The organism is Sphingobium chlorophenolicum (genome assembly GCF_000722875.1).
GTDB lineage: Bacteria > Pseudomonadota > Alphaproteobacteria > Sphingomonadales > Sphingomonadaceae > Sphingobium > Sphingobium chlorophenolicum.
The window spans coordinates 1-21,108 of sequence record NZ_JFHR01000051.1 but is presented as its reverse complement, the minus strand read 5'-3'; the positions used below and the strand labels follow the sequence as shown (position 1 = coordinate 21,108).

19 protein-coding genes and 1 tRNA gene are annotated in these 21,108 nt (G+C 63.2%); 11 read left to right on the top strand and 9 right to left on the bottom strand.

Going from position 1 to position 21,108, the window contains the following annotated elements; translation table 11 throughout:
- The first annotated feature begins 57 nt into the window (after positions 1-57).
- The 9 genes from BV95_RS17820 to pcaD are packed head-to-tail and all read left to right on the top strand — an operon-like array spanning position 58 to position 6,966.
- Entirely contained in the window at positions 58-537 is a 480-nt protein-coding gene (locus BV95_RS17820; RefSeq protein ID WP_037455137.1) for a nuclear transport factor 2 family protein, read from the top strand.
- Between the two features lie 59 nt (positions 538-596).
- Positions 597-1,832, top strand: a complete 1,236-nt coding sequence (locus BV95_RS17815) for an aromatic ring-hydroxylating oxygenase subunit alpha (RefSeq protein WP_234703233.1) — start codon at positions 597-599, stop codon at positions 1,830-1,832.
- An 11-nt stretch (positions 1,833-1,843) separates the two neighbouring features.
- Positions 1,844-2,188 carry a hypothetical protein gene (locus BV95_RS17810; RefSeq protein WP_037455134.1) on the top strand — a complete coding sequence of 115 codons (345 nt, stop codon included), beginning with the start codon at positions 1,844-1,846 and terminating at the stop codon, positions 2,186-2,188.
- Positions 2,189-2,242: 54 nt separating this feature from the next.
- On the top strand, positions 2,243-3,550 hold the full coding sequence (locus BV95_RS17805; protein WP_202901574.1) for an acetamidase/formamidase family protein: 1,308 nt from the start codon (positions 2,243-2,245) through the stop codon (positions 3,548-3,550).
- Positions 3,547-4,704 carry a muconate cycloisomerase family protein gene (locus BV95_RS17800; protein ID WP_156028708.1) on the top strand — a complete coding sequence of 386 codons (1,158 nt, stop codon included), beginning with the start codon at positions 3,547-3,549 and terminating at the stop codon, positions 4,702-4,704. Before BV95_RS17805 ends, BV95_RS17800 begins: the two co-directional genes overlap by 4 nt.
- Before the next feature lies 1 nt (position 4,705).
- Complete coding sequence (catC, locus tag BV95_RS17795; protein WP_037455128.1) at positions 4,706-4,996, top strand: muconolactone Delta-isomerase; 291 nt, start codon at positions 4,706-4,708, stop codon at positions 4,994-4,996.
- Positions 4,997-5,023: 27 nt separating this feature from the next.
- Positions 5,024-5,914, top strand: coding sequence for a dioxygenase family protein (locus BV95_RS17790; protein ID WP_037455125.1), 891 nt, complete (start codon positions 5,024-5,026; stop codon positions 5,912-5,914).
- Between the two features lie 9 nt (positions 5,915-5,923).
- A complete protein-coding gene (locus BV95_RS17785) occupies positions 5,924-6,163 on the top strand; it encodes a hypothetical protein (RefSeq protein WP_037455123.1) in 240 nt (79 codons plus the stop codon).
- Positions 6,163-6,966, top strand: a complete 804-nt coding sequence (gene pcaD / locus BV95_RS17780; protein ID WP_174544497.1) for a 3-oxoadipate enol-lactonase — start codon at positions 6,163-6,165, stop codon at positions 6,964-6,966. The genes BV95_RS17785 and pcaD overlap by 1 nt, the downstream gene beginning before the upstream one ends.
- Before the next feature lie 86 nt (positions 6,967-7,052).
- Here the strand turns inward: pcaD and BV95_RS17775 are convergent, their stop codons facing one another.
- Together BV95_RS17775 and BV95_RS17770 are read right to left on the bottom strand one after the other, a co-directional pair.
- Positions 7,053-7,907, bottom strand: a complete 855-nt coding sequence (locus tag BV95_RS17775; RefSeq protein WP_037455116.1) for an alpha/beta fold hydrolase — start codon at positions 7,905-7,907, stop codon at positions 7,053-7,055.
- Positions 7,908-7,998: 91 nt separating this feature from the next.
- A complete protein-coding gene (locus tag BV95_RS17770) occupies positions 7,999-10,236 on the bottom strand; it encodes a TonB-dependent receptor (protein WP_234703232.1) in 2,238 nt (745 codons plus the stop codon).
- A gap of 713 nt (positions 10,237-10,949) precedes the next feature.
- Between BV95_RS17770 and BV95_RS17765 the strand changes: the two genes are divergently transcribed.
- Positions 10,950-12,281 carry an MFS transporter gene (locus BV95_RS17765; protein ID WP_037455111.1) on the top strand — a complete coding sequence of 444 codons (1,332 nt, stop codon included), beginning with the start codon at positions 10,950-10,952 and terminating at the stop codon, positions 12,279-12,281.
- Between the two features lie 198 nt (positions 12,282-12,479).
- Here BV95_RS17765 and BV95_RS17760 read toward each other — a convergent pair whose 3' ends face one another.
- Positions 12,480-13,418, bottom strand: a complete 939-nt coding sequence (locus BV95_RS17760) for a LysR family transcriptional regulator (RefSeq protein ID WP_037455108.1) — start codon at positions 13,416-13,418, stop codon at positions 12,480-12,482.
- A 179-nt stretch (positions 13,419-13,597) separates the two neighbouring features.
- On the opposite strand from BV95_RS17760, the gene BV95_RS17755 reads away from it, so the two are divergent.
- Positions 13,598-14,815 (top strand): FAD-dependent oxidoreductase, encoded by a 1,218-nt coding sequence (locus tag BV95_RS17755; protein ID WP_037455171.1) that lies wholly within the window; start codon positions 13,598-13,600, stop codon positions 14,813-14,815.
- A 252-nt stretch (positions 14,816-15,067) separates the two neighbouring features.
- Here the strand turns inward: BV95_RS17755 and BV95_RS17750 are convergent, their stop codons facing one another.
- The 6 genes from BV95_RS17750 to BV95_RS17725 form a co-directional block, all read right to left on the bottom strand.
- Positions 15,068-15,922, bottom strand: a complete 855-nt coding sequence (locus BV95_RS17750) for an energy transducer TonB (protein ID WP_081873437.1) — start codon at positions 15,920-15,922, stop codon at positions 15,068-15,070.
- Positions 15,891-16,391 (bottom strand): EF-hand domain-containing protein, encoded by a 501-nt coding sequence (locus tag BV95_RS17745; protein WP_037455104.1) that lies wholly within the window; start codon positions 16,389-16,391, stop codon positions 15,891-15,893. Before BV95_RS17745 ends, BV95_RS17750 begins: the two co-directional genes overlap by 32 nt.
- Before the next feature lie 31 nt (positions 16,392-16,422).
- Positions 16,423-18,888, bottom strand: coding sequence for a TonB-dependent receptor (locus BV95_RS17740; protein ID WP_051749860.1), 2,466 nt, complete (start codon positions 18,886-18,888; stop codon positions 16,423-16,425).
- A 91-nt stretch (positions 18,889-18,979) separates the two neighbouring features.
- A complete protein-coding gene (locus tag BV95_RS17735; protein WP_037455101.1) occupies positions 18,980-19,954 on the bottom strand; it encodes a FecR family protein in 975 nt (324 codons plus the stop codon).
- Positions 19,955-20,060: 106 nt separating this feature from the next.
- Positions 20,061-20,573, bottom strand: a complete 513-nt coding sequence (locus BV95_RS17730) for a sigma-70 family RNA polymerase sigma factor (protein WP_037455096.1) — start codon at positions 20,571-20,573, stop codon at positions 20,061-20,063.
- A gap of 452 nt (positions 20,574-21,025) precedes the next feature.
- A tRNA-Met gene (locus BV95_RS17725) sits at positions 21,026-21,102 on the bottom strand.
- Positions 21,103-21,108 lie beyond the last annotated feature (6 nt).

Sequence of the window (21,108 nt, the reverse complement as noted above, 5' to 3'; positions counted from 1 at the left end):
TGGGGGCGCCGGTCCTGGTTCAGCGAACCGGCGCCCCTCCCATCAGGATGGAATGATATGCCCGGCACATTGGAAGAGCGGATCACCCGGCTGGAGGCGCTGCGCGACATCGACACGCTGATCGCCGACCTTTCCCGCGCATTTGACGCCGGTCCCTCCGCGCAGATGCTGCGGCCGCTTTTCACGGATGACGCCTCCTTCAAGATCGACCGATATGGCACGATTTCGGGCGGCGACGCGATTGCGGAGGGCGTTGCGGGAAATGCGGATCAGGGTTTCAAATGGACCCTGCACTATCTCGTTTCGCCAAAGGCCGACCTGCACCCGTCATGCGACCGTGCATCGGTCGACTTCATGCTTTGGGAAGCGGCAAGTTCCGCACGGGGCCGCGCCTACTGGATCGGCGGCCGCTACCTGGCCACGGCCGTGAAGGGCGCAAAAGGCTGGCAGTTCCGTTCGCTGGAGCTTCAGGCTGACCTGATCTCCCACTATCCCGACGGCTGGAACGAAAAGCCCGCCACGCTCGCAGACGCCTGACCGCCGCTCCCTGAAGAGCAGGCGCGGCATAATCCTATTCAATATTCGGAGAGTTAATGATGACCACAGGGATCACGGCAGAGGATCTGGCCCATATCTCGCGCAGTTCGGAAGATATCCGAAGGGAACTGGGCGTCGATCCGGTATCGGTGCGCGCGATCAGCGATCCCGCCATCTACGACCTGGAGCGCGAGAAGATCTTCAAGAAGACCTGGCTGAAGGTCGCGACGACATGGGAATTGCCGAATGTCGGCGATTACAAGGTCAAGGAACTGCCGGTCGCCGACGCCTCCGTCCTGATCTTCCGGGGCAAGGACGGCAATATCCGCGCCTTCCACAATGTCTGCACCCATCGCGGCAACAAGGTGGTGCCGACGACCGGCTTCGAAACCTTCGGCCGTTCGCGCGCCAATGTGGTGACGTGCCGCTTCCACGGCTGGGTCTTCTCCACCGACGGGCCGCTGCGTTCCGTGCCGATGAAGGAACGGTTCGGCAAGCTCGACACCGCCTGCCTTGGCCTGCGGGAAATCCATTGCGACATCTGGGAAGGCTTCGTCTTCATCAACTTCGATGCCGAACCGGCGCAATCGCTGACGGACTATCTGGGCGACTTCGGAAAGCTGTTCGGCGGCTATCCCTATGCGGAATCGACCACGGCCTTCCGCTATTCGACGGTGCTCAACTGCAACTGGAAGGTCGCGCATTACGCCTTCAGCGAAGGCTATCATGTGCCGACGATCCATGCGGGATCGCTGCCCGGTTTCCAGGGCGTCGATCATCGCGACTTCAAGCTGATGGGTCCCCACGCCTCGTCCACCATCTATGGCGCGGGCATGGACACGGCGCCCTCTACCCTTGCCTTCGCATCGATGCTGAGCAACACCGAACGCCACCGGCCGCGCCCGGACCAGTTGCCCCCGGCGATCAACCCCGAACGGCGCGCGGATTTCCAGTTCGAACTGCCCAACCTCTTCCCGAACTTCATCATCCATCTGGCGTCGGGTTGCGGCTATCCCGGCATGTCCTTCTTCACTCATCAGTTCTGGCCGCTCGACCACGGACGGACCCTGTGGGAAGGCATCAACTATTTCCGCCCCGCGCAAACCGCCGCGGAACAGGTGGCGCAGCAGCATGTGAACGCGCTGCACCGTAACGCCTGGCTGGAGGACACGGCCACCATGGAAGACACGTTCACCGGCATCATGTCCGGCACGATCGATGAAATGCAGTTGATGGATCAGGAATTCCTGATCCGCCACGCCGCCCGCACGCTCGACAGCTTCCTTGCGGCTTGAGGAAAATGATCATGACCCATCCCACCCTTCCCGCCCCCTTCGCCGACCTCGCGCCCTTTGCCGCTCAATGGGCGCGGCCCAGCGAGAATGCGCGCAGCGAAATCCGCTGGTCCGCCAGCAAGGATGACTTCAAGGCGCTGTACGACGCGATGATGCCGCGCCTGGACGACATACTCGCCTTGCTGTCGCAGCACCCGGCTACCGGCATGCCGGAGGATGTGCACAATCTCTTCCTGCTGGCATGCGCCTTTGCCGAGGCATCCCCGCACCATGAGCTTTACGGCGGAAGCAGCGCGGTGCCCTACAGCTTCGACGCAAGGCGCTTCGTGCGCACCGACGGCGACGCCGCGCTTTGAAAGCGTCGGCGATACAGCCTGCCTTACTGGAAATTGAGAATGAGGGTAGTTCCAATGTCTGACGCACGATCGCATATTGAAGTCTATGATTATAGCGGCGGCATCGTCGGACCGGGGATAGAACCGGCCGGCACGGTCAAGGACGGCGGCACCATCCGCACAGGCACCCCGCCCGGCTGCTGGGGTCCGATGATCACGCCCAAATTCCAGGGCGGCCATGAAGTGACCCGCCCCGTCCTGGTCGAAGGCGCGGAAGTCGGCGACGCCATCGCGATCAAGCTCAAGACCGTCCAGGTGACGTCGCTCGCCACCTCGTCGGGCGTCATGGAATTTGTCGAGGGCCGTTATCTGGGCGACCCCTTCGTTGCGAAGCTCTGCCCCAGTTGCGGCGCGCAAAGCCCCTCCAGCCATATTGAGGGCATTGGCGAGGAAGCGGTTCGCTGCGACGGCTGCGGAGCGGAGGTCAGCGCGTTCCGCTTCTCCAACGGCTATGTCATCGTGCTCGACCGCGAGAACAAGGTGTCGCTGACGGTCGGCAAGGACGTCGCCGACAGGCTTGCCGCCGACGCGCGCAATGTCGCCGCGATGCCCGACCATGCGGATCAGCATTCCATCCTCGCCCTTGCCCGCGCCGACATTTCCGGTCTGGCGAGCCGCATGCGCCCCTTCCTGGGCAATATCGGCACCACCCCTTCCCGCGACCTGCCCGATTCCCACAATGCGGGCGATTTCGGCTCCTTCCTGATCGACGCGCCCCACGGCTACAGCTTCACGCGGGAAGAGTTGAACGAGCATAAGACCGACGGCCATATGGACACCAATTCGGTCCGTGAAGGCGCCATCCTCATCTGCCCCGTGAAGGTGCCCGGCGGCGGCATCTATATGGGCGACATGCACGCCCAGCAGGGCAATGGCGAGATTGCCGGGCATGCCACCGACGTGTCCGGCGTCGTCGAACTGGAAGTGAAGGTCATCAAGGGCCTGAAGCTGGAAGGCCCGATCCTGCTGCAACATCGCGAGGATCTGCCCTTCCTGGCGCAGCCGATGAGCAGCGAGGAAAGCGCGGCGATCAGGCGGCTGGCGGATCGCTATGGCCAGAAGTCGATCGAGGACAATGCGCCGATCACCTTCATCGGATCGGGACGCACGCTGAACGATGCGACGGATAACGGCCTGGCGCGCGCGGCGCAGGTGACCGGCCTGCCGCTGGACGAGATATTGAACCGGGCCACCATCGCTGGCTCCATCGAAATCAGCCGCCTGCCGGGCGTGGTCCGCGTCACCTTCATGTGTCCGACCTCCATATTGGAGCGCATGGGCGTCGCCGATCTGGTGCGCGAACAATATGGAGCGCAGGCGTGATCCGCATCGAACGGGTCGAGACGTTTCTGGTCGACGTGCCGGCAATCCGGCCGCACGTCCTTGCCATGGCGACGATGCACGCGCAGACGCTGTGCATCGTCCGCCTGCATTGCAGCGACGGGATCGTCGGGATCGGGGAAGCCACGACCATCGGCGGCCTGTCCTACGGCCCCGAAAGTCCGGAGGGCATCAAGCTCGCCATCGACACATATTTCGAACCCATCCTGCGCGCCGGGGATGCGACCCGCATCGCGCCGCTGATGAACATGATCGCCAGGCATGTCGTGGGCAATCATTTCGCCAAATGCGCGGTGGAAACGGCCCTGCTCGACGCCCAGGGCAAGCGCGTCGGCCTGCCGGTCAGCGAATTGCTGGGCGGGCGGGTGACCGACCGGTTGCCGGTGCTGTGGACGCTTGCGAGCGGCAATACGGACGGCGATATCGAAGAGGCCGAACGCATGATCGACAGCGGCCGACACAACGCCTTCAAGCTCAAGATCGGCAAACGGCCGCTGCGCGACGACGTGGCGCATGTCGCCGCGATCAAGAAGGCGCTAGGCGACCGGGCCAGCGTCCGGGTCGACGTCAACATGGCATGGGACGAGACAACGGCCCGCAAGGGCGTCGAGATGCTGGCCGACGCCGGATGCGACCTCGTCGAACAACCCATTATCCGCCACAACCGCGCCGGGATGGCCCGGCTCGCCGCGCGCTCGCCCATTCCGATCATGGCCGACGAGGCGCTGCAAGGCCCCGCCACCGCCCATGACTATGCGACGGCCGCGGCAGCCGATGTCTTTGCCGTGAAGATCGAGCAGTCAGGCGGCCTGTTCGCCGCGAAGGAAGTGCAGGCCGTGGCGCAGGCGGCGGGGATCGCCGTCTATGGCGGCACCATGCTGGAGGCGGCCGTGGGCACGGCGGCGTCGGCGCATGTCTTCGCGACCTTCCCCGCCCTGCCCTTCGGGACCGAGCTTTTCGGCCCGCTCCTGCTGACCGAGGAAATCCTGACCGAGCCTCTGCGCTATCGGGATTTTCACCTTACCGTGCCGGATGGGCCCGGCCTGGGCGTGACGCTGGACGAAGACCGCGTCGCCTTCCTGCGCCGCGACGCGGCACGCGCCACAATCTCCCTCTCCTCTTCGCGGACAGCCTGACATGCTCTTCAAAGTCGAAATGGATGTGAACGTGCCGCCGGACCATGATCCGGTTCGGTTCGAACAATTGAAGGCGGCTGAAAAGACGCGCTTTCAGGAATTGCAGTGCGCCGGAACCTGGCGGCATATCTGGCGGGTCGTCGGCCAGTACGCGAATGTCAGCATCTTCGATGTCGGCAGCAGCGCCGAACTGCATGACATCCTCATCACCCTTCCCCTCTATCCTTTCATGTCCGTGCGCGTGACGGCCCTCTGCCGCCACCCTTCCTCGGTCCATGACGATGACCGCTAAAATTCGAAGCTTTTCAGGAGAGTTATGATGAACCAGGATTTCGTGGACTCGCCCGCAGTCCAGTCGCTCTTGCGGCGCGCGAGCGGCCTCGACAGCGATGGCGGAGACACCCGCCTGAAAATGATCGTCCGCGATCTGGTCGAGGCGGCGATGCGGACCATCGTCAGGCACGACGTCACCGAAAGCGAGTTCTGGAACGCGATCAAATATTTCCAGAACGGCGCGGCCGAACTGGGCCTGATCGTCCCCGGCATCGGCCTGGAACATTTCATGGACTTGTTCATGGATGCGAAGGATGCCGAAGCCGGCAGGTTGGGCGGCACGCCGCGGACCATCGAAGGCCCGCTCTATGTCGAAGGCGCGCCCCTGGTCGAAGGCTATGTCAACCTGACGGACGACCCGGACGACACCGGCACGCTATATATGAGCGGCCAGGTGCGCGATCCGGACGGCAAAGCGGTCGAAGGCGCGGTCCTGCATGTATGGCACGCCAATTCGCAGGGATGGTATTCCCATTTCGATCCGACGCGCGAACAGACGCCGTTCAACAACCGCCGCCGCATCAGGCTGGGCGCGGACGGCCGCTATTCCTTCCATTCGAAGATGCCCAACGGCTACAGCGTGCCGCCCGGCGGAGCCACCGATACGCTGATGAAGGCGATCGGCCGCCATGGCAATCGCCCCGCCCATGTGCATTTCTTCATCGAAGCGCCGGGCTATCGCACGCTGACGACGCAGATCAATTTCGGCGATGATCCCTTTGCGACCGACGACTTCGCATTCGGAACCCGCGAAGGGTTGCTGCCCGTTCCCAGCCGCCAGGGGGACAGCGCCTACATCAGCTTCGACTTCGTGCTGCAACGCGCCGCGAGCGCACTGGACGAGGGCTTTTCCACCCGGTCCCGCGCCGCTGCCTGAGGCGATCCGATGAAGTCCGATCTTTCCGCCCCAACGATGCCGCGCGGATGCACCCTGCCCGACGCGCGGCTGATCGCCTGGCTCGCAGCGAACGCTCCCGCTCTGACGGATGAGGGGCTGAACGATCGCTTCGGGATCAGCTATAATAGCTGGCGCCGGTTGATGGCCGGGCAACCGGTCCGCGCCTCGCTCCTCGCCCGGCTGGAACGCCGCCTCGAAACGGAGGCAAGCGCCTGGGGGCGTGAGTGATGGAAAAGCAGTTCGCCACCATGGGCGACGGATGCCGCATCGCCTGGCGGTTCGACGGGCCGGAGGACGCGCCCGTCCTGCTGCTTTCCAATTCGCTTGGCACCGACATGGGGATGTGGGCGCCCCAGATGGAAGGACTGGCAAAGCATTTCGGCGTGCTCCGCTACGACCAGCGCGGCCATGGCCGGTCCGATGCGCCCCCCGGCGGCTATTCCATGGACCGGCTTGGCTGCGACGCGGTGGAATTGCTCGACGCGCTGAAAATCGAGAAGGTCGATTTTTGCGGTCTTTCGCTGGGCGGGATGACTGGCCAGTGGCTGGGCATTCGCGCACCGAACCGGCTGAGACGGCTCATTTTGGCTAACACATCGAGCTATATGGGACCGCCCAGCGCCTGGAATGCCCGCATTGCCCTTGTGCGGAACGAAGGGATGGCGCCATTGGCGCAGGCGTCGGTCGATCGATGGTTCACCCCCGCCTTCGCCGCCACCGGGCATGATGCAATCGCTCCCATCGTCGCGATGCTGCAATCGACGGACCCACAGGGCTATGCGGGCTGCTGCGCCGCCATTCGCGACATGGACATGCGCGACATGGTTTCGCTCATCAAGGTGCCGACGCTGGTGATCGGCGGCAACCTCGATCCCGCCACGCCCCTGTCGCATAGCCAGGATCTAGCTGGCGCGATAGATGGCGCGAAGCTCCTTACGCTCAACGCCGCGCATCTATCCAATGTCGAATTGCCCGACGCTTTTCTCGATGGAATATTGGGCATGTTATTGGAACGAACGATTAATCCATAACCTCTCCAACCTCCGGTCGGCGGGCATCCCTAGCGGTCCTATCAATCCCGTAAAAGCTGGCGTGACCCGACGCGAAGTTGGAGCGGTTATCCGGCTTCCTTGCTATGCAGATCGATGAGAAAGGCCAGTTGCTCCGGACAGGAAAAGAAGGGCGAATGGGACGAGGCAAGCGTGCTGACCTTGGTCGGCATGTCGGGATAGGCCCGATCCATGTCGCTGATGCATCGCCGTTGCGCCGCTTCGAGCAGCGCATTGTCCTGCGTGCAGATGATATAGGCTCGCGCTATGCCGCCAAAGCGTTCCGTCGTCACGACCGGATCGCGCAGGAATTTGACCGGCACGTCGGGGGTCATGAAATGGGCAGCCGCCCTGGCCGCCGCCTCGTCGATATCGTGAAAGAATATGTCCCTGATGTCCTGAAGGATCGATTCGTCGGCCGCGTCGATCCGGGCGGCGCCGATTTCGGGCGGGCTGCCGGTCTGAAGCAAGGATGTGCGCGAACCCTCATTTTCCGGGCTCATCCTGTACTCCAGGGCGGTATGACCGTCCACGGGCGTGATCGCGCATATATGGACGAGATGCGATATGTGCTCCGCGGCCATCTCCGCCGCCGCATTGGCTATGGCGCCGCCCAGACTGTGCGCGACCAGCGCGACCCGGCATCCGGCGGCAAGGCTGAGCGTCCTGATCTGCTCCGCCAGATGGGATGCCGCATCGCCCAGCGAGATCGCGGCGGCAGGACTGGGTTCGGACACCATCGCCTCGGCCGCGAAGGGGCGCGCCCTCTGGGCCTTGGGGAAAAGGGCGCGCAGGCCATGATTGAGAAGGTCGACCGCTATGGACGAGCGATTGAGCAGCGCAAGATCGAACTGCGTCCGGTTCCAGCACCACGCGCCGTGCCATGCGCCATGAACCAGGATGATCGGCGGATATTGCTGCATGATATTCCTTCCCTTCGCCGCGATGAAGGCGGCAGCGGCGCGCTCTTACAACAAGGGGGGCGGCCCGCCGGGTCGACGGGCCGCCATCCGATCAGAATTTATAGCCGATTCTGAAGCCATATTGACGCGGCGGTTTGTAGGTCACTACCTCCGCTCCGCCGCCGCCCGGAACATCGTTGAAACCGATCCCCCGGAACACGTTGCCGGTCTGCACCGTGTCGAACAGGTTCGTGACGAACAATTCGCCGGTCCAGGGGCTGTCCGTCCTGTTCAGGAACAATCGCACATCGACATTTTCGTAACTGGGCGCCAGGTCCGATCCCGGATTGACCGGGAAGGGCGCGGCCCGGTTGAACGCCGTATAGAAAATCCGGCTGGTGTAGGAATAATCCACGCGAAGCCGTCCATCCGCGATCCGGCCGATCGGAAAGCTGATCGACCCGCCCAGATTGGCGGTCCATTTGGGCGTGCGCTGTACGCGATTCCCGTCAAGCTGCACATTCTGCACAAGCTGGGGGTCGAAGGTGGCGTCGGTATAGGCGCCCGATCCGTCGAGGCGAAGCCAGGAAGTCGGGGCAGCCTGGAATTCCACCTCCACCCCCTGCACCGTCGCGCCGCTGGCATTATAGGCCTGCGCGCCGAAAGGCCCCAGTATCTGGAACTGGAGATCGTCATATTTGTTGCGATAGGCCGCGAGGTTGAGTTGCAGGCGCCGATCGAAAAGCTGGCTCTTCAGGCCCGCTTCCATCGCCTTGACTGTCTCCGGTTCGAAAACGGCGTTTGAAAGCAGCGGATTGATCGCCTGGTTGATGCCGCCCGACTTGTAGCCGGTGGAATAGCTGACATAACCCAGGATCGCATCGGTGAACTGATAGTCGGTGGCAATGCGATAAGTCACCTTTTCCCACTGACCGCCCACAGGTCCGCTATAGCTGGGCGGGGAGAATTGGAAACCGGCGTTCACGCCGTCCTTTTCGTCATGCGTATAGCGCAGGCCGCCCGTGATGCTCCACCGGTCGAGCGGCCGGACAGTGGCCTGGCCGAAGAAGGCATAGGATTTGGAGGTGACGTCCCCGGCCAGACGGAATCCATCCGGGACATTGTTGTTCGCGGCGATGATCGCATAGCGCCCGCCGCGGAAGGCGGATTGGCGGAAGCCCTTTTCGCGGAAATAATAAGCGCCCAATATCCAGTTCAGCGGTGCGTTCGGCCCCGCATTCGACACGATCTGCAATTCCTGGGAGAATTGATGGGCCTTCTCCTCAAGGTCCAGCACGCCGAGATCCTTCGGCGAATAATCGGTATCGGCCTGAGAATTGAATTCCGACCTTGCATAGGCCGTGATCGATTTGATCGTCGCCGCGCCCAGGTCATATTCCAGGTTCGCGCTGAATATCGCCAGCGAGTTGCGTTGATATTCCTCGCTGTTCTTTCCTTCATGAAAAGGCCTCAGGTCGTTGACCAGCGGAACGCCGTTGACGAGGTAATTATTGAGGCCCGGTATCGGCGGGCCGCCCAGATTCTGACCCGTGGTGGAGCCGGGAAAGGGCGTGCGAAGCTCCGGCTGGCTTCCGACGCCGCCGCTATGAATATAGGCGGCCGACAGGAGCGCGGAAAAATCGCTGGTCGGCTTCAGGAGGATATGGCCCCGCACACCCCAATTATTCGCATCGTTGGCGTCGGTTCCGCCGGGAACCGCATTATGCGTGAACCCGTCGCGTTTCTCGCGAAAGGCGACGACCCTCGTGCTGATGGCATCGGACACGGGAATGTTGAGCGCCCCGCGGATACGCCACATGTCGTAATTGCCCAGGGTCGCGTCGAAATTGCCTTCCAGCTCGTCGCCCGGCTTCTTGGTGATATAGTTGATCGAACCGCCCGTGGCGTTGCGGCCGTACAGCGTGCCCTGCGGCCCGCGCAGGATTTCAACCCGTTCCGTGTCGAAGGCGGAAAACAACGTCCCGATCGGGCGGCCGATATAAACCCCGTCATAATGGAAGGCGACGCCGGGATCGCCGCCCGCCGTCGTATTCTCATTGCCGATGCCGCGCATCGTCACGAATGCGATCGGGCCGAAATTGCTGAGTTGAAGAGAGGGCGCCAGCTTCGTGAGCGTCGTCAGGCTGTCGAATCCCTTATTGGCCAAGGCTTCGCCGCCCAAGGCCGAGATCGCGATGGGAACCCTCTGGATATTCTCTGCCCGTTTCTGCGCGGTGACGACGATATCTTCGATTTTCCCGGATGCGTCTTCAGTTCCGGCGGCTGTGCTGGTCTGTGCAGCCATGGTTTCCGATGAGATATGCGCCATCGCGGATGTTGTCGAGAACATCAGGACGACTAAAGCGCTGCGATTCCAATATTTCATTATCTCTCCCCATATTGGCTTGCTTATATTTAAAATTGTTCGTGACCCAGGATGATCGAAGAAGCGCATGAATGTTCGTCCGGCCCGGCAGGGATAAGCGTAGCCGACGCAAATTCACCATTGCCCAGGATCATCCTCCATCATCGATATCTTCATACCGATACTGCGCTTTGAGCTTGTCTCATGGCTAAGCAGCTTTGGGATCGCCTACCATCACCATTACTGCATGAGCCAAATACGAAATTCGCATATCGATTAGGGTGTGTGGACAAATTCGGAATGTCGGGAAATGGCTATGAGCGGACGTTAATGCTTCCCCTCCCCTTCAGGGGAGGGGACTGAGGGGTGGGGGCGTGCCCCACGCGAAAGCTGCCCTGTAACGGCACGCCCCCACCCCAACCCCTCCCCTGAAGGGGAGGGGCTTAATGTGCGCAAACCACCCAAATCACCCCGTCCGGCGAGTCTTGAATTTGTCCACGCTGCCTAGGGATGTGTGGCGCGGTCCGGCGCGCAATGAATTGCCGATATGCAAAAAACGGATTTGCCATATCCGTCGGCGCGGCTGACCCTGACGGGAATTTCAGCGCCGCCCGACTTCCCGGCGCACCGTCGGCCTCCCTGACCAATCTTGGCCCGGCCAACCTTCGACAACACGCAACAGCAAAGAGGTTTGACGAATGACGCCCTCCGCATCGACCGGAACTCCGCCAGGCGCCGTGACAATCGGCCGGGCGATCGACGGCCGCCCGATGTCGCCGATTCAATATCGGGTCGTTGCGCTCGGCTGCCTCATCATGCTTCTGGACGGGCTGGACATTCAGGCGATGGCGCTGAGCGTCCCTTCCATCGCCCAGCAATGGGAATTGGCGCCATCGACATTCGGACCGGCCTTGGCGTCCGCGCTTCTGGGCATGCTGTTTTCAGCGGCCCTTGTCGCGCCGATGGGGGATCGCGTGGGGCGTCAGCCGATGCTCGTAGCTGCCTTGACCGTCGTGGGGCTCGGATCGCTTGCGACCAGCTATGCGACGACGACCGTCGACCTTGTCGTCACCCGCGCTTTGACGGGCGTTGGCCTGGGGATGAGCATCCCCAATGCCGTGGCGCTGGTTTCGGAATTCGTCCCGGCGCGGCGCAAGGCATTATGCGTGACGCTGGTCTATAGTTCGGTGGCGTTGGGCGCCCTGACCGCTGGCCTGACAGGCCCCCTGGTGATGCGGCTGCTCGGATGGCAGGGGTTGTTCCAGCTTGGGGGCTGGCTTCCCCTCGCCATCGCCCTTCTGCTGCTCGTCTGCCTGCCGGAAAGCCCCGACTATCTCCTGCGAGCAGGCCGCCGCGCCACCCATTTGCGAAAGATAGTGCGCCAGCTCGGCCTGGAGGAGCATGGGCTGGCGGCCAATGAGGCGGCGGGCCATCGCGCGGCGGTCCGCATCCTCTTCATGCCGGGGTTGAAGGGCCCCACCCTGATCCTGTGGGCGCTGTCGTTGCTGACGATGTTCATACTCTATCTGATGATCAGTTGGCTTCCTGCCTTACTGGAAGTGGCGGGATTTTCGCGGGCCGACGCGCTGCGCTCCAGCGTCATCATCCAGGCCGGCGGCATATTGGGCGGTCTGGCGCTGGCCATGCCCGCCGATCGCGGCCACATCGTTCCAGCCCTGCTCTTCGCCTACGGGGTAGCCATCGCCGCCTTGCTGGGCTTTGGAATAGTCCCGCCCGATCCGCTGTCATGGGGCGCGCTTCTCTTCCTGACCGGGATCGGGACGGCTGGTTCGCAAGTCGCCGTCACCGCGCTGGCCGTCATGGTCTATCCGCCGAACATCAGGGCGACGGGTCTGGGATGGGCGGTGATGACGGGCCGCTTCGGCGCCGTGATCAGCGCATTTGCGGGCAGCCTGCTGTTGCGCAGTCCACTCTCGCCGGGAAGCGCGCTGGCCCTCCTGTCCATTCCCCTGGCTCTTTGCGGCGTCGCCATATTGATGCTGAAATCGTTGAAGAACCAGGAAAGCTAGGCGGCGTGGACAAATTCGGAATGTCGAATAGCCACTAAAATCCTCCCTACGCGCAGCGTGGGGAGGGGGACCGCCGCTGAAAGCGGTGGTGGAGGGGAAAAGCACAGGTCGTGCCCCATTCCCCTCCACCATGCTTCGCATGGTCCCCCTCCCCATCTCTCGATGGGGAGGATTAGAAAGGTCCGCTTTCCACCCCAATCACTCGCTACTGCCTGCCAACGACGCCCTTCGGGCCAGCAGATCCGCAACGCCATGCCGCAGCCATTGATGCCCCGGGTCGTGCTTCGACCTTTCATGCCAATATTGCTTCACCTGGAAGCGGGGAAGGTCGAACGGCAGCGGAACCATTTCCAGATCGATCTGACTCTTGAAGATCAGCGCCACCCGCCTCGGCACGGTCAAGACCATATCGGTCTGCCCGATCAGCAGCGGCGCCACCAGGAAACTGTTGGACGTCAGGCGCACATTTTCCGGCGAGACCAGCGCCATGATGCGCGCTTCGACTTCATGATGGATATGCCCGGCCGTCCTGGCGCTCACCAGCACATGGGTCGCGTCGCGGAACGCCTCGACGGTAAAGGGGCGGTCGAGCAATGGATGCCCGCGCCGCATGGCGCAAACATAGCTGTCCTCATACAGCGTCTGTTCGATAACCCCCGAATAGAGCGCGGGAAATCCCCCGAATGCGATATCGATATCGCCGGATTCAAGGCCAGCGGCCAATGTCTGCCGATCGACCGCCACCGAAGAAAAGCGGGCCTTGGGCGCCTCTTCGGCCGACCAGCGGTCCAATATGGGCAGAACGGTAAGCTGGCCGAAATCGGATGCGGCTATGCGGAAGTTGCGGCTTGTCGATCGGGGATCGAAGGCGCGCTCCTGCATCAGCCGGTCCCGATATATGCGCAGCATGTCCCGAACCGGACCGATGATCGCGTCGGCCGCTTCTGTCGGTTCCATGCCCCGCGGAGTCCTGACGAACAGCGCGTCGCCGAAATGGTCGCGCAACTTCGCGAGCCAGCGGCTGACGGTGGGCTGCGGCAAATCGAGCACGCGACTTGCCTCCACGACGCTCCGGCAGCGGTAGATGGCTTCAAACACCTGCAATTCGGCCAGGCCTATATCGGCCAGTTTCAACATCACCTCTCTCCCCGCCGGCCACCTTCATGGCTCATACCCCCTCATGCCTAGGCGAGCACATGCAAAAAGTGAATGAGGACGATGTGATCTCCGGTCTGGAGAAGGACGGCCACCTGGGAAAATGTGCCCTGCATCCGGGCTGGTCCAAGCAGTTCGAAAATCATTGCAGGAGAAAATGGATGGCCCTGGCCATGGAAGATCGCGTTATCGTCGCCGGAGGAGGCCCCGTCGGCCTGATCGCGGCCCTCGACCTGGTCCAGCGCGGCGTGCCCGTCCTGGTCCTGGAAGCGGCGTCGACACCCATCCAGGACCCCCGTGGCGCCGCCTTCCATCCGCCGACGCTGGATATTCTGGATCGTCTGGGAGTCCTGCCCTCCCTGATGGAGATCGGGCTGAAAATTCCGATATGGCAGGTCCGCAATCGCGATGGATCGGTCGTCGCGGAATTCGACCTGGGCATTCTGGCGCAGGAGACCGACTATCCCTATCGCTTTCATCTGGGCCAGCAGAAGGTCATGCCCGTGCTGCTCGCCGCGCTGGCAAAGCACGCCAATGCGGAGGTTCGTCCGGACGCCCGCGTCACCGGGTTCACCGAACGGGACGACGGCGTCCTGGTCGAATATGCGGATCGCGAAGGAACCTCCCATTGCGTGAGCGGCCGCTGGCTGGTCGGCGCGGACGGCGCGCGAAGCCAGGTCCGCAAATCCGCCGGAATTGAATTTGAGGGGTTCACATGGCCGGAACGCTTCGTCGTCACCAATCTTGCCGACGATCTCACGCGCTTCGGTTTCACCTACACCAATTACGTCACCGATCCCGACCGGTGGGCGGTGGTATTGCGGCTGGAAAATGAGGATGGAGAGCCCAATTGGCGGATCACCTATCCCACCGATCCTTCATTGACTGACGATGAAGTCCTGGACCCTGCCAATGTCCAGTCTCGGCTTGTCGATATCGTCGCGGGCGCAGAAGAACTCCACCTGCGCTATTCGGGCATCTATCGCGTCCACCAGCGCGTGGCTCGCCAATTCCGCAAAGGACGCATCCTGCTGGCGGGCGACGCGGCGCATATCAACAATCCGCTGGGGGGCTTCGGCCTGAACAGCGGGGTTCAGGATGCGGCCAATCTTGCCGAAAAGCTGGCCGACGTGTGGCACAATCGCGCCGATGAAGCGCTGCTGGACAGATATAACCGCCAACGGCGCGGCGCCAACATCGAATTCGTGCAGAAGGCCAGCATCCGCAACAAGGCGATGATCGAAGAGCGGGATCCGGATGCCAAACGGCAGGCGCAGGATCAGCTACGGGCCATTGCCGACGATCCGCAGCTTTCCCTCCATTATCTGCTGGAATCTTCGATGATAAATTCGATCCGCGCCGCCAAAGGCATCGATTAGGGCATTAGGATCGTGGCCAAATTCCGGAATGCCGGGAAATGGCCAATGGCGGACATCAATTCCTCCCTACGCGCAGCGTGGGGAGGGGGACCGCTCGCGCAGCGAGTGGTGGAGGGGAAATGCGCAGGTCGTGCCATCTTCCCCTCCACCAGCCTTCGGCCGGTCCCCCTCCCCATCTCTCGATGGGGAGGAATAGGAGAGGTCGGCTAACCACCCAAATCCCCCGTCCGGCAAGTTTTGAATTTGTCTATATCACCGCCCGTGCAGAAAGAACTGGATGGGCACAACCAGTTCCAGCGTCGCGCCGGGCCGGTCGTCGGGGGGCTTGGGCAGCGGCTGGGCCCGCGTCGGCAGCGACAGCGCCTCGCGATCGAGGTCCGCCGATCCCGATGTGCGCCGCAATCCGACCGACATGACCCTGCCGTCGCGGTCCATCACGAAACGGATCAGCGGCGCGCCCTGTTCGCGGCGCGCCAGCGCGTTGCGCGGATAGCGAAGATGCCTGTTCAGCGCGGCGAGCACGCGGCCCTCCCAGCTATCCTGTCCGTCGGATGCGGGCGGCGCGGGCGGCGGAGGGTCCGGGACCGGAACCGGCTCGGTCGCGCGCTCCACCGGGGCGGGCGGCGGCGCGACCATGGCGACGGGGTTACGGACGACGGGCGGCGGCGGCTCCACCGGGTCCGGCTGCCTTATCGTCTCGACCGGGGGGATGGGCGGCGTCTCAGCCTCATCCTTCGGCAGCGGCGGCACGGGCGCGACGGGAAGCCGCAGGTCGACGACTGTCAACGCCGGTTGCGCCGCGTGCCTCACGGGGCGACCGGAGATGGTGAAGATCAGGCCGATTCCGACCAGCGCATGGACCAGCACCGTGGCGGCAAGGCCGAACCATCGTAGGCGTCCGCCGCCATGGCCCTGCCAGCGTCCGCCGGCCGTTGCCTCTTCCCTGGCCGGAACAATGCCGATAATCCCCGCGCGCGGAACGGCATTGTCGGGATCGATCCTGTCCAGCAGCATGAAAGCGTCGCCCGATGATGGCGAACCGGCGGATGCTTCGCTGGCATCCGCCGGTTCCGGTTCAGGGCTGGGCCGCCGCATCGGCTTTCGCATTGGCGGCCGATTTGGCGATCACCGCCTTCACGTCGGCCAGCGTCACCGTGCCGTCCTTGTCGTCATCCATCCTGGCGAAGACGCGCCCGCCGGAAACGTCGAATTCGGCCTTCGTCATCTTGCCGTCGCGATCCTTGTCGAGGGCGTTGAACCGGGCATAGGTCTGACGGATCGCGCGCTGATAGCTGGCCAGCTTGTCGTCATTGCTTTGGCCGGGCACGTTGAATTCGTCCTTCTTGCGGTTCAGATATTCGGACAGATATTCCTCGGCCGTCGCTCCCCCGTCGCTATTGGCGTCGACCTTGCCGAAGCGGACCGCCCGCGCGGCGTCGAATTCGGCGCGCGGCACCTTATTGTCGTGGTTCGCGTCCCAATCCTGCATGAAGCCGGGCATCTCATGGGTCTGCGCCGCCAATGGCGCAACGCCCGCGACGGTCGCCAGGGCGGCGGCGCAAAGAAGGAATTTCATAGCAGTCTCCTTTTGTTGAACGATGTTGGCGTCAAAGGTCGATCGCGCCCGAAAGCACGAAGGTGCGCGGCGCGCTCTGCGTCGCACTGCCGAAATTGGATGCCAGCCAGTAATCATGGCCCAGCGCATTTTCGACCGTGATCCGCCAGACCACGGGGCGGCCTGCAATCGCCATGCGGTAACGTGCGCCCAGGTCGACCTTCGTCCAGCCATCGACCCGCTGGCTGTTGGCCGGGTTGATGAAGGCGCTGCTCGAATAGATATAGCGGCCGTTGAGCGCGAAGCCGGGCACCTGCTTGATCGACCAGTCGACGCCCAGGCTGGCCTGGACCTTGCCAACGCCGGGGGCCCGATTGCCGTCATTGGCGCCGCTGGGCGTCCTGACCAATATGGCGTCGATATAGGATGCGCCGCCCTGGATGCGCAGTTGCGGCGTCGGCTGCCCGAAGATGCTCAGTTCGACGCCGCGATTGCGCTGCCTGCCGTCCGCCTCGTAACGCCTGGTGAACGGGTCCTGCAACAGGCTGGGCTGACTGATCTGGAAGATCGCCGTGGTGACGCCGATGTCGCCGCCATCCCATTTGACGCCTGCCTCGAACTGCTCCGCCTTGTAGGGGGGGAAGCTTTCGCCGAAATTGGGCGCGGTCACGTCGGTGACGTTCGCGCCGTCCTCCAGGCCCTGGACATAGTTGGCGTAGAGCGAGACGGCCTTGCCGAACGGCTTCACCACGAAACCGCCCATCGGCGTCAGGGCATGCTCCTTATAGGGGGTGCTGCGCAACGTGCCGTTCGGGTTGAAATTCTTGTTGTTGACCTCCTGATAGCGGACACCCGCGATCAGCGTCAGCACATCCCCATAGGACAGCGAGTCCACGATCGCGATGCCCTGCGTCGTGCCCTGATTGGACTTGTAGCGCACCGCCGGAAGCGGGGTCACCGTCGCATATATGCTGCGATAGATATTGCCCGGAACGTTCACGCCGGTCGTGCCCCCCGAAGAGAGGCCTATCCGGTTCATGCGGGCGCCGGTGATCGACAGCCGATGCGCAATCGGGCCGGTCGTGAAACTGCCCGTCAGCCCGATTTCCTGATGATCGCGCTTCGGGCCGGTCCAGCCTGCGCCGGGCCGCCCGCGGAAATTCCCGTCGGAGTCGACCTGCGTCGTGAGGGTGAAGGATGTCGACCCGTTCTTGGCGACCGATTTCGCGGCGACGGCATGCACTGTCCAATCGGGCAGCAGGTCAACCTCCAGCCGACCCACAATGCCCCAGCCTTCCAGCGTGAAGCCGCCGCCATGGATGGGCGCGATATGCGATTTGGGCGGTGCCGGAATCACCGGGCCGATGAAGCTGAAGGAGGAACGGAAAACGCCATCCATCTGATATTTCTGGTGGAAGGCGTCGACCGACGCGCGCACCCCGTCGCCCTGATAATCAAGGGCGATGGACGCAAATCGGGATTTCTGTTCCTGATGGTCGATGGCGGTGTCGCCCGCGCTATAGGCCAAGTTGGCGCGGACGCCGAACGCGCCGTCCGCCCCGAACCTGCGGCCGACGTCGACATCGCCGCCAATCACCCCGTCGGACAGATATTGCGCCGACACCCTGGTCAGCGGCGCGTCCCCCGCGCGCTTGGCGACGACGTTCACATTGCCGCCGATCCCGCCCACGGGCGTCAGGCCGTTGAGCATCGCGCTCGGCCCCTTCAGCACCTCGACCCGCTCGGCGATTTCCATCGGCACATAATTGGGCAGCAGGCCGAACACGCCGTTGAACAATGTGCTGCCGATATTTTGCGCGAAGCCGCGAATGAACGCATTGCCTTCTGTCCAGCCGCCCGCTGAATCATAGGGCCGGACCGACGGATCATTATAGAGCACTTCGGACAGGCCCCGCGCCTGCTGATCCTGGATCAGTTCCGCGGTGAAGCTGGTGATATTGAACGGCGTGCTGAACAGGTCGACATTCCCCAGGCCGCCCAGCCTGGCGCCCCGCGCAACCTGACCGCCCGCATAGGGGGGAGGCAACGTTCCGATCATACCGGTTGGCGGGATGGCGGGACCGGTCGTTTTCGCGCCCTGCCCATCGATGCGGACAGGCCCCAGTTCGATGGCGCCCGGCGCAGGCCGGGGGGCCTGCTCCAGCGTGAAGGCGCGCGGTCCGGTCTGCCGGAAGGTCAGGCCGGTGTCGGCCAGCAGGCGCGACAAAGCCTCCGCCGGTTCGAAACTGCCCCTGAGTCCGGGCGATGTCCGGCCACGGGCAAGCGACGCGTCATAGACCAGCGCGACGCCGCTCGCCTCGATATAATCGGTCAACGCCTCCGCCAGCGATCCGGCCGGAATGGCATAGGCGGCCGCGCTTTGCGCCTCCGCCACGCCGGGGGCCATGAAGAGCGCGCCGTCCAGCACAGCCACCGCGAGCATTCCCGACAATGCGCGATTGCGATATTTCTTGAAACTGCTCACCAGCAAACCCCCGAACGTCGACGATAGGATCATTCTGCTATTGCAAATGACCCTCATTATACTCTGACGTTTCGAAGCGCCGGATGTAGACGTGGCCTGGCGATTTTTTTCGAACGGGCGCCGGTCAGCCGTGCAGGAAGATCAGCCGGTCGGTCAGGCGGGCGGAATGGATGCCTAGCATGCGCTCCAGACTGTCGACCGCACCCACGGGATCGTCGATGCGCACCCCGCCGCTCACGCGATGCCTGGCCAGGTCCGCGCCGATCACCCCGATATAACCGCTATGGTAGCGATTGAGTTCGGCGACGACCTCGCCCAGGGGGCGGTCGACGAACAGCAGCAACCCCCGCGTCCAGGCCGAAGCGATCCGTACGTCAGTCCGTTCGGGCGCGGACAGTCCGGCCGGTCCGTAGCGCAGCCGTTCCCCCTCCGTCACATCGGTGAAGCGGGCGGGCGCGGCGAATGATCCGATGCGCACGCTATGTTCCGTGACGGTCACCTCGACCCCCTGCCCCCGTCGGCTGACGATGAAGCGGGTGCCGAGCGCCGTGGTCGTCCCGGTCCCGGCTTCGACGGTGAAAGGGCGCCTTGGATCGGCGGCGACGGTGAAAGCCGCCTCGCCCTTGAGCAGGCGAATGACCCGCCGGTCGGATAGATAACCGATCTCGATCGCGCTGTCGGTGTCGAGCAGGACATGCGAACCGTCGGCCAGCGCGACCTGCTTTCGCTCGCCGACAGCGGTCGACGCATCCGCCCGCCATCGGGTCGGCCAGTCCTGGATCGCCCCCACCGCGAAAAGGGCCAGGGACGCCGCCAATGCCGTGGGAATCCAGATGCGGCGGGATTGCTGCTTCCGGGCCGCCAACGGGACGACAGGCGCACAGGGCCGCTCGCGCAGGGCTTCGCGGAAGGGATCGTCGCCAAGCTGCTCCCAAAGGCGTCCGACTTCGGCAAATGCTTGCGCATGTCGCGGGTCGGCGTCGATCCACGCCTTCAGCGCTTCGTCGTCGTCGGGCGTCATGATGCCTGCGTCCCGTGCGGCGATCCAACGCGACGCCTGATCGCTGATATGGCGCGGAAGAGGCTGTTCGGCCGTCATGATCCATGTCCTCCCGCACCATGCCTTAGGGGCCGTCGGCGTGAATTGTTCATGACTATGACGTTTGGCCGTGGCGAACGTAGACCCGCGCCGCCAAAAAAAAGCTTCATTCGCCCGGCTCTTGCATCCGGTCGAAGCATCGGCGCAGCGCATTGTCCATATGGCGGGCGACCATGCTGCGGGAAATGCCGAGCTTCGCGCAGATTTCGTGAACGGGCATATTTTCCAGCTTGCGCAGGATGAACACTTCGCGGCAGCGCGGCGGCAGTTCATCGACCGCCTTCATCAGCCGCGCCACTTGCTCCCTGTCCAGCATCCTGCGTTCCGCCGATGGGGCAGTACAGGGGACTTGCTCGGCAGTGTCGCATTCGACGACCAGCGCCTCATGACGGCGAGCCGCGCGGCGATGATCGGCGGCAAGGTTCGTGGCCAGCCGGTAGAGATAGGCGCGTTTGTTGACGATGGGGGGATGGTCCTCGACGCGCTGGACCCGAAGCCAGAGGCTTTGCGTCACGTCCTCCGCAGCTGGGCGATCACGCAGGATCCGCTCGGCGACCCGCAACAGCGATGAACGCTCGCGCAACAGCAGGCGCGTCAAGGCGATGGCATTGGTCGACATGGCCTGCCCGCATAATTCAATTGCGAGCGACTCGCAAGAAGACGATCAAGCCATGGAAAGGGGATATCCGCCTATGCCGCACTTCTGCTGCGGGCGGAGGCGTACATCATGCGATGGAGCCAAATGGCTGTAAGGAGACGCCGCAATATGGCCTCCTGATCTGAGGCGGGATTGCCGCAAAGCTGGCTGATTTGGTCCATGTGGACAAATTCGGAATGTCGAGAAATGGCCAATGGCGGTCACAAGAAAACCGTTCGCCCTGAGCTTGTCGAAGGGCTTCACTTCTTCTTCAAATCCATGGCTCCACAAGAAAAATGAAGGGCTTCGGCAAGCTCAGGGCGAACGGAGAATAGTCCGATTCCACCCAAATCACTCAGTCCGACGAGTCTCGAATTTGTCCACGTTGCCTGGTGGGAGGGGCGTCGCTATGTCATCGACCAATATTATGGCGTTGGTTGCGGGAGTAGGATTTGAACCTACGACCTTCAGGTTATGAGCCTGACGAGCTACCGGGCTGCTCCATCCCGCGACACTG

Bases quoted from the DNA above. Each gene is read 5' to 3' on its own strand.
- BV95_RS17805 (WP_202901574.1), top strand. From the start codon at position 2,243: ATGTCTGACGCACGATCGCATATTGAAGTCTATGATTATAGCGGCGGC.
- catC (WP_037455128.1), top strand. From the start codon at position 4,706: ATGCTCTTCAAAGTCGAAATGGATGTGAACGTGCCGCCGGACCATGAT.
- BV95_RS17765 (WP_037455111.1), top strand. From the start codon at position 10,950: ATGACGCCCTCCGCATCGACCGGAACTCCGCCAGGCGCCGTGACAATC.
- BV95_RS17810 (WP_037455134.1), top strand. From the start codon at position 1,844: ATGACCCATCCCACCCTTCCCGCCCCCTTCGCCGACCTCGCGCCCTTT.
- BV95_RS17770 (WP_234703232.1), bottom strand. From the start codon at position 10,236: ATGTTCTCGACAACATCCGCGATGGCGCATATCTCATCGGAAACCATG.
- BV95_RS17775 (WP_037455116.1), bottom strand. From the start codon at position 7,907: ATGCAGCAATATCCGCCGATCATCCTGGTTCATGGCGCATGGCACGGC.
- BV95_RS17740 (WP_051749860.1), bottom strand. From the start codon at position 18,888: ATGATCCTATCGTCGACGTTCGGGGGTTTGCTGGTGAGCAGTTTCAAG.
- BV95_RS17745 (WP_037455104.1), bottom strand. From the start codon at position 16,391: ATGAAATTCCTTCTTTGCGCCGCCGCCCTGGCGACCGTCGCGGGCGTT.
- BV95_RS17790 (WP_037455125.1), top strand. From the start codon at position 5,024: ATGAACCAGGATTTCGTGGACTCGCCCGCAGTCCAGTCGCTCTTGCGG.
- BV95_RS17730 (WP_037455096.1), bottom strand. From the start codon at position 20,573: ATGTCGACCAATGCCATCGCCTTGACGCGCCTGCTGTTGCGCGAGCGT.
- BV95_RS17820 (WP_037455137.1), top strand. From the start codon at position 58: ATGCCCGGCACATTGGAAGAGCGGATCACCCGGCTGGAGGCGCTGCGC.
- BV95_RS17755 (WP_037455171.1), top strand. From the start codon at position 13,598: ATGGCCCTGGCCATGGAAGATCGCGTTATCGTCGCCGGAGGAGGCCCC.
- BV95_RS17785 (WP_037455123.1), top strand. From the start codon at position 5,924: ATGAAGTCCGATCTTTCCGCCCCAACGATGCCGCGCGGATGCACCCTG.
- BV95_RS17735 (WP_037455101.1), bottom strand. From the start codon at position 19,954: ATGACGGCCGAACAGCCTCTTCCGCGCCATATCAGCGATCAGGCGTCG.
- BV95_RS17750 (WP_081873437.1), bottom strand. From the start codon at position 15,922: ATGCGAAAGCCGATGCGGCGGCCCAGCCCTGAACCGGAACCGGCGGAT.
- BV95_RS17760 (WP_037455108.1), bottom strand. From the start codon at position 13,418: ATGTTGAAACTGGCCGATATAGGCCTGGCCGAATTGCAGGTGTTTGAA.
- BV95_RS17815 (WP_234703233.1), top strand. From the start codon at position 597: ATGACCACAGGGATCACGGCAGAGGATCTGGCCCATATCTCGCGCAGT.
- pcaD (WP_174544497.1), top strand. From the start codon at position 6,163: ATGGAAAAGCAGTTCGCCACCATGGGCGACGGATGCCGCATCGCCTGG.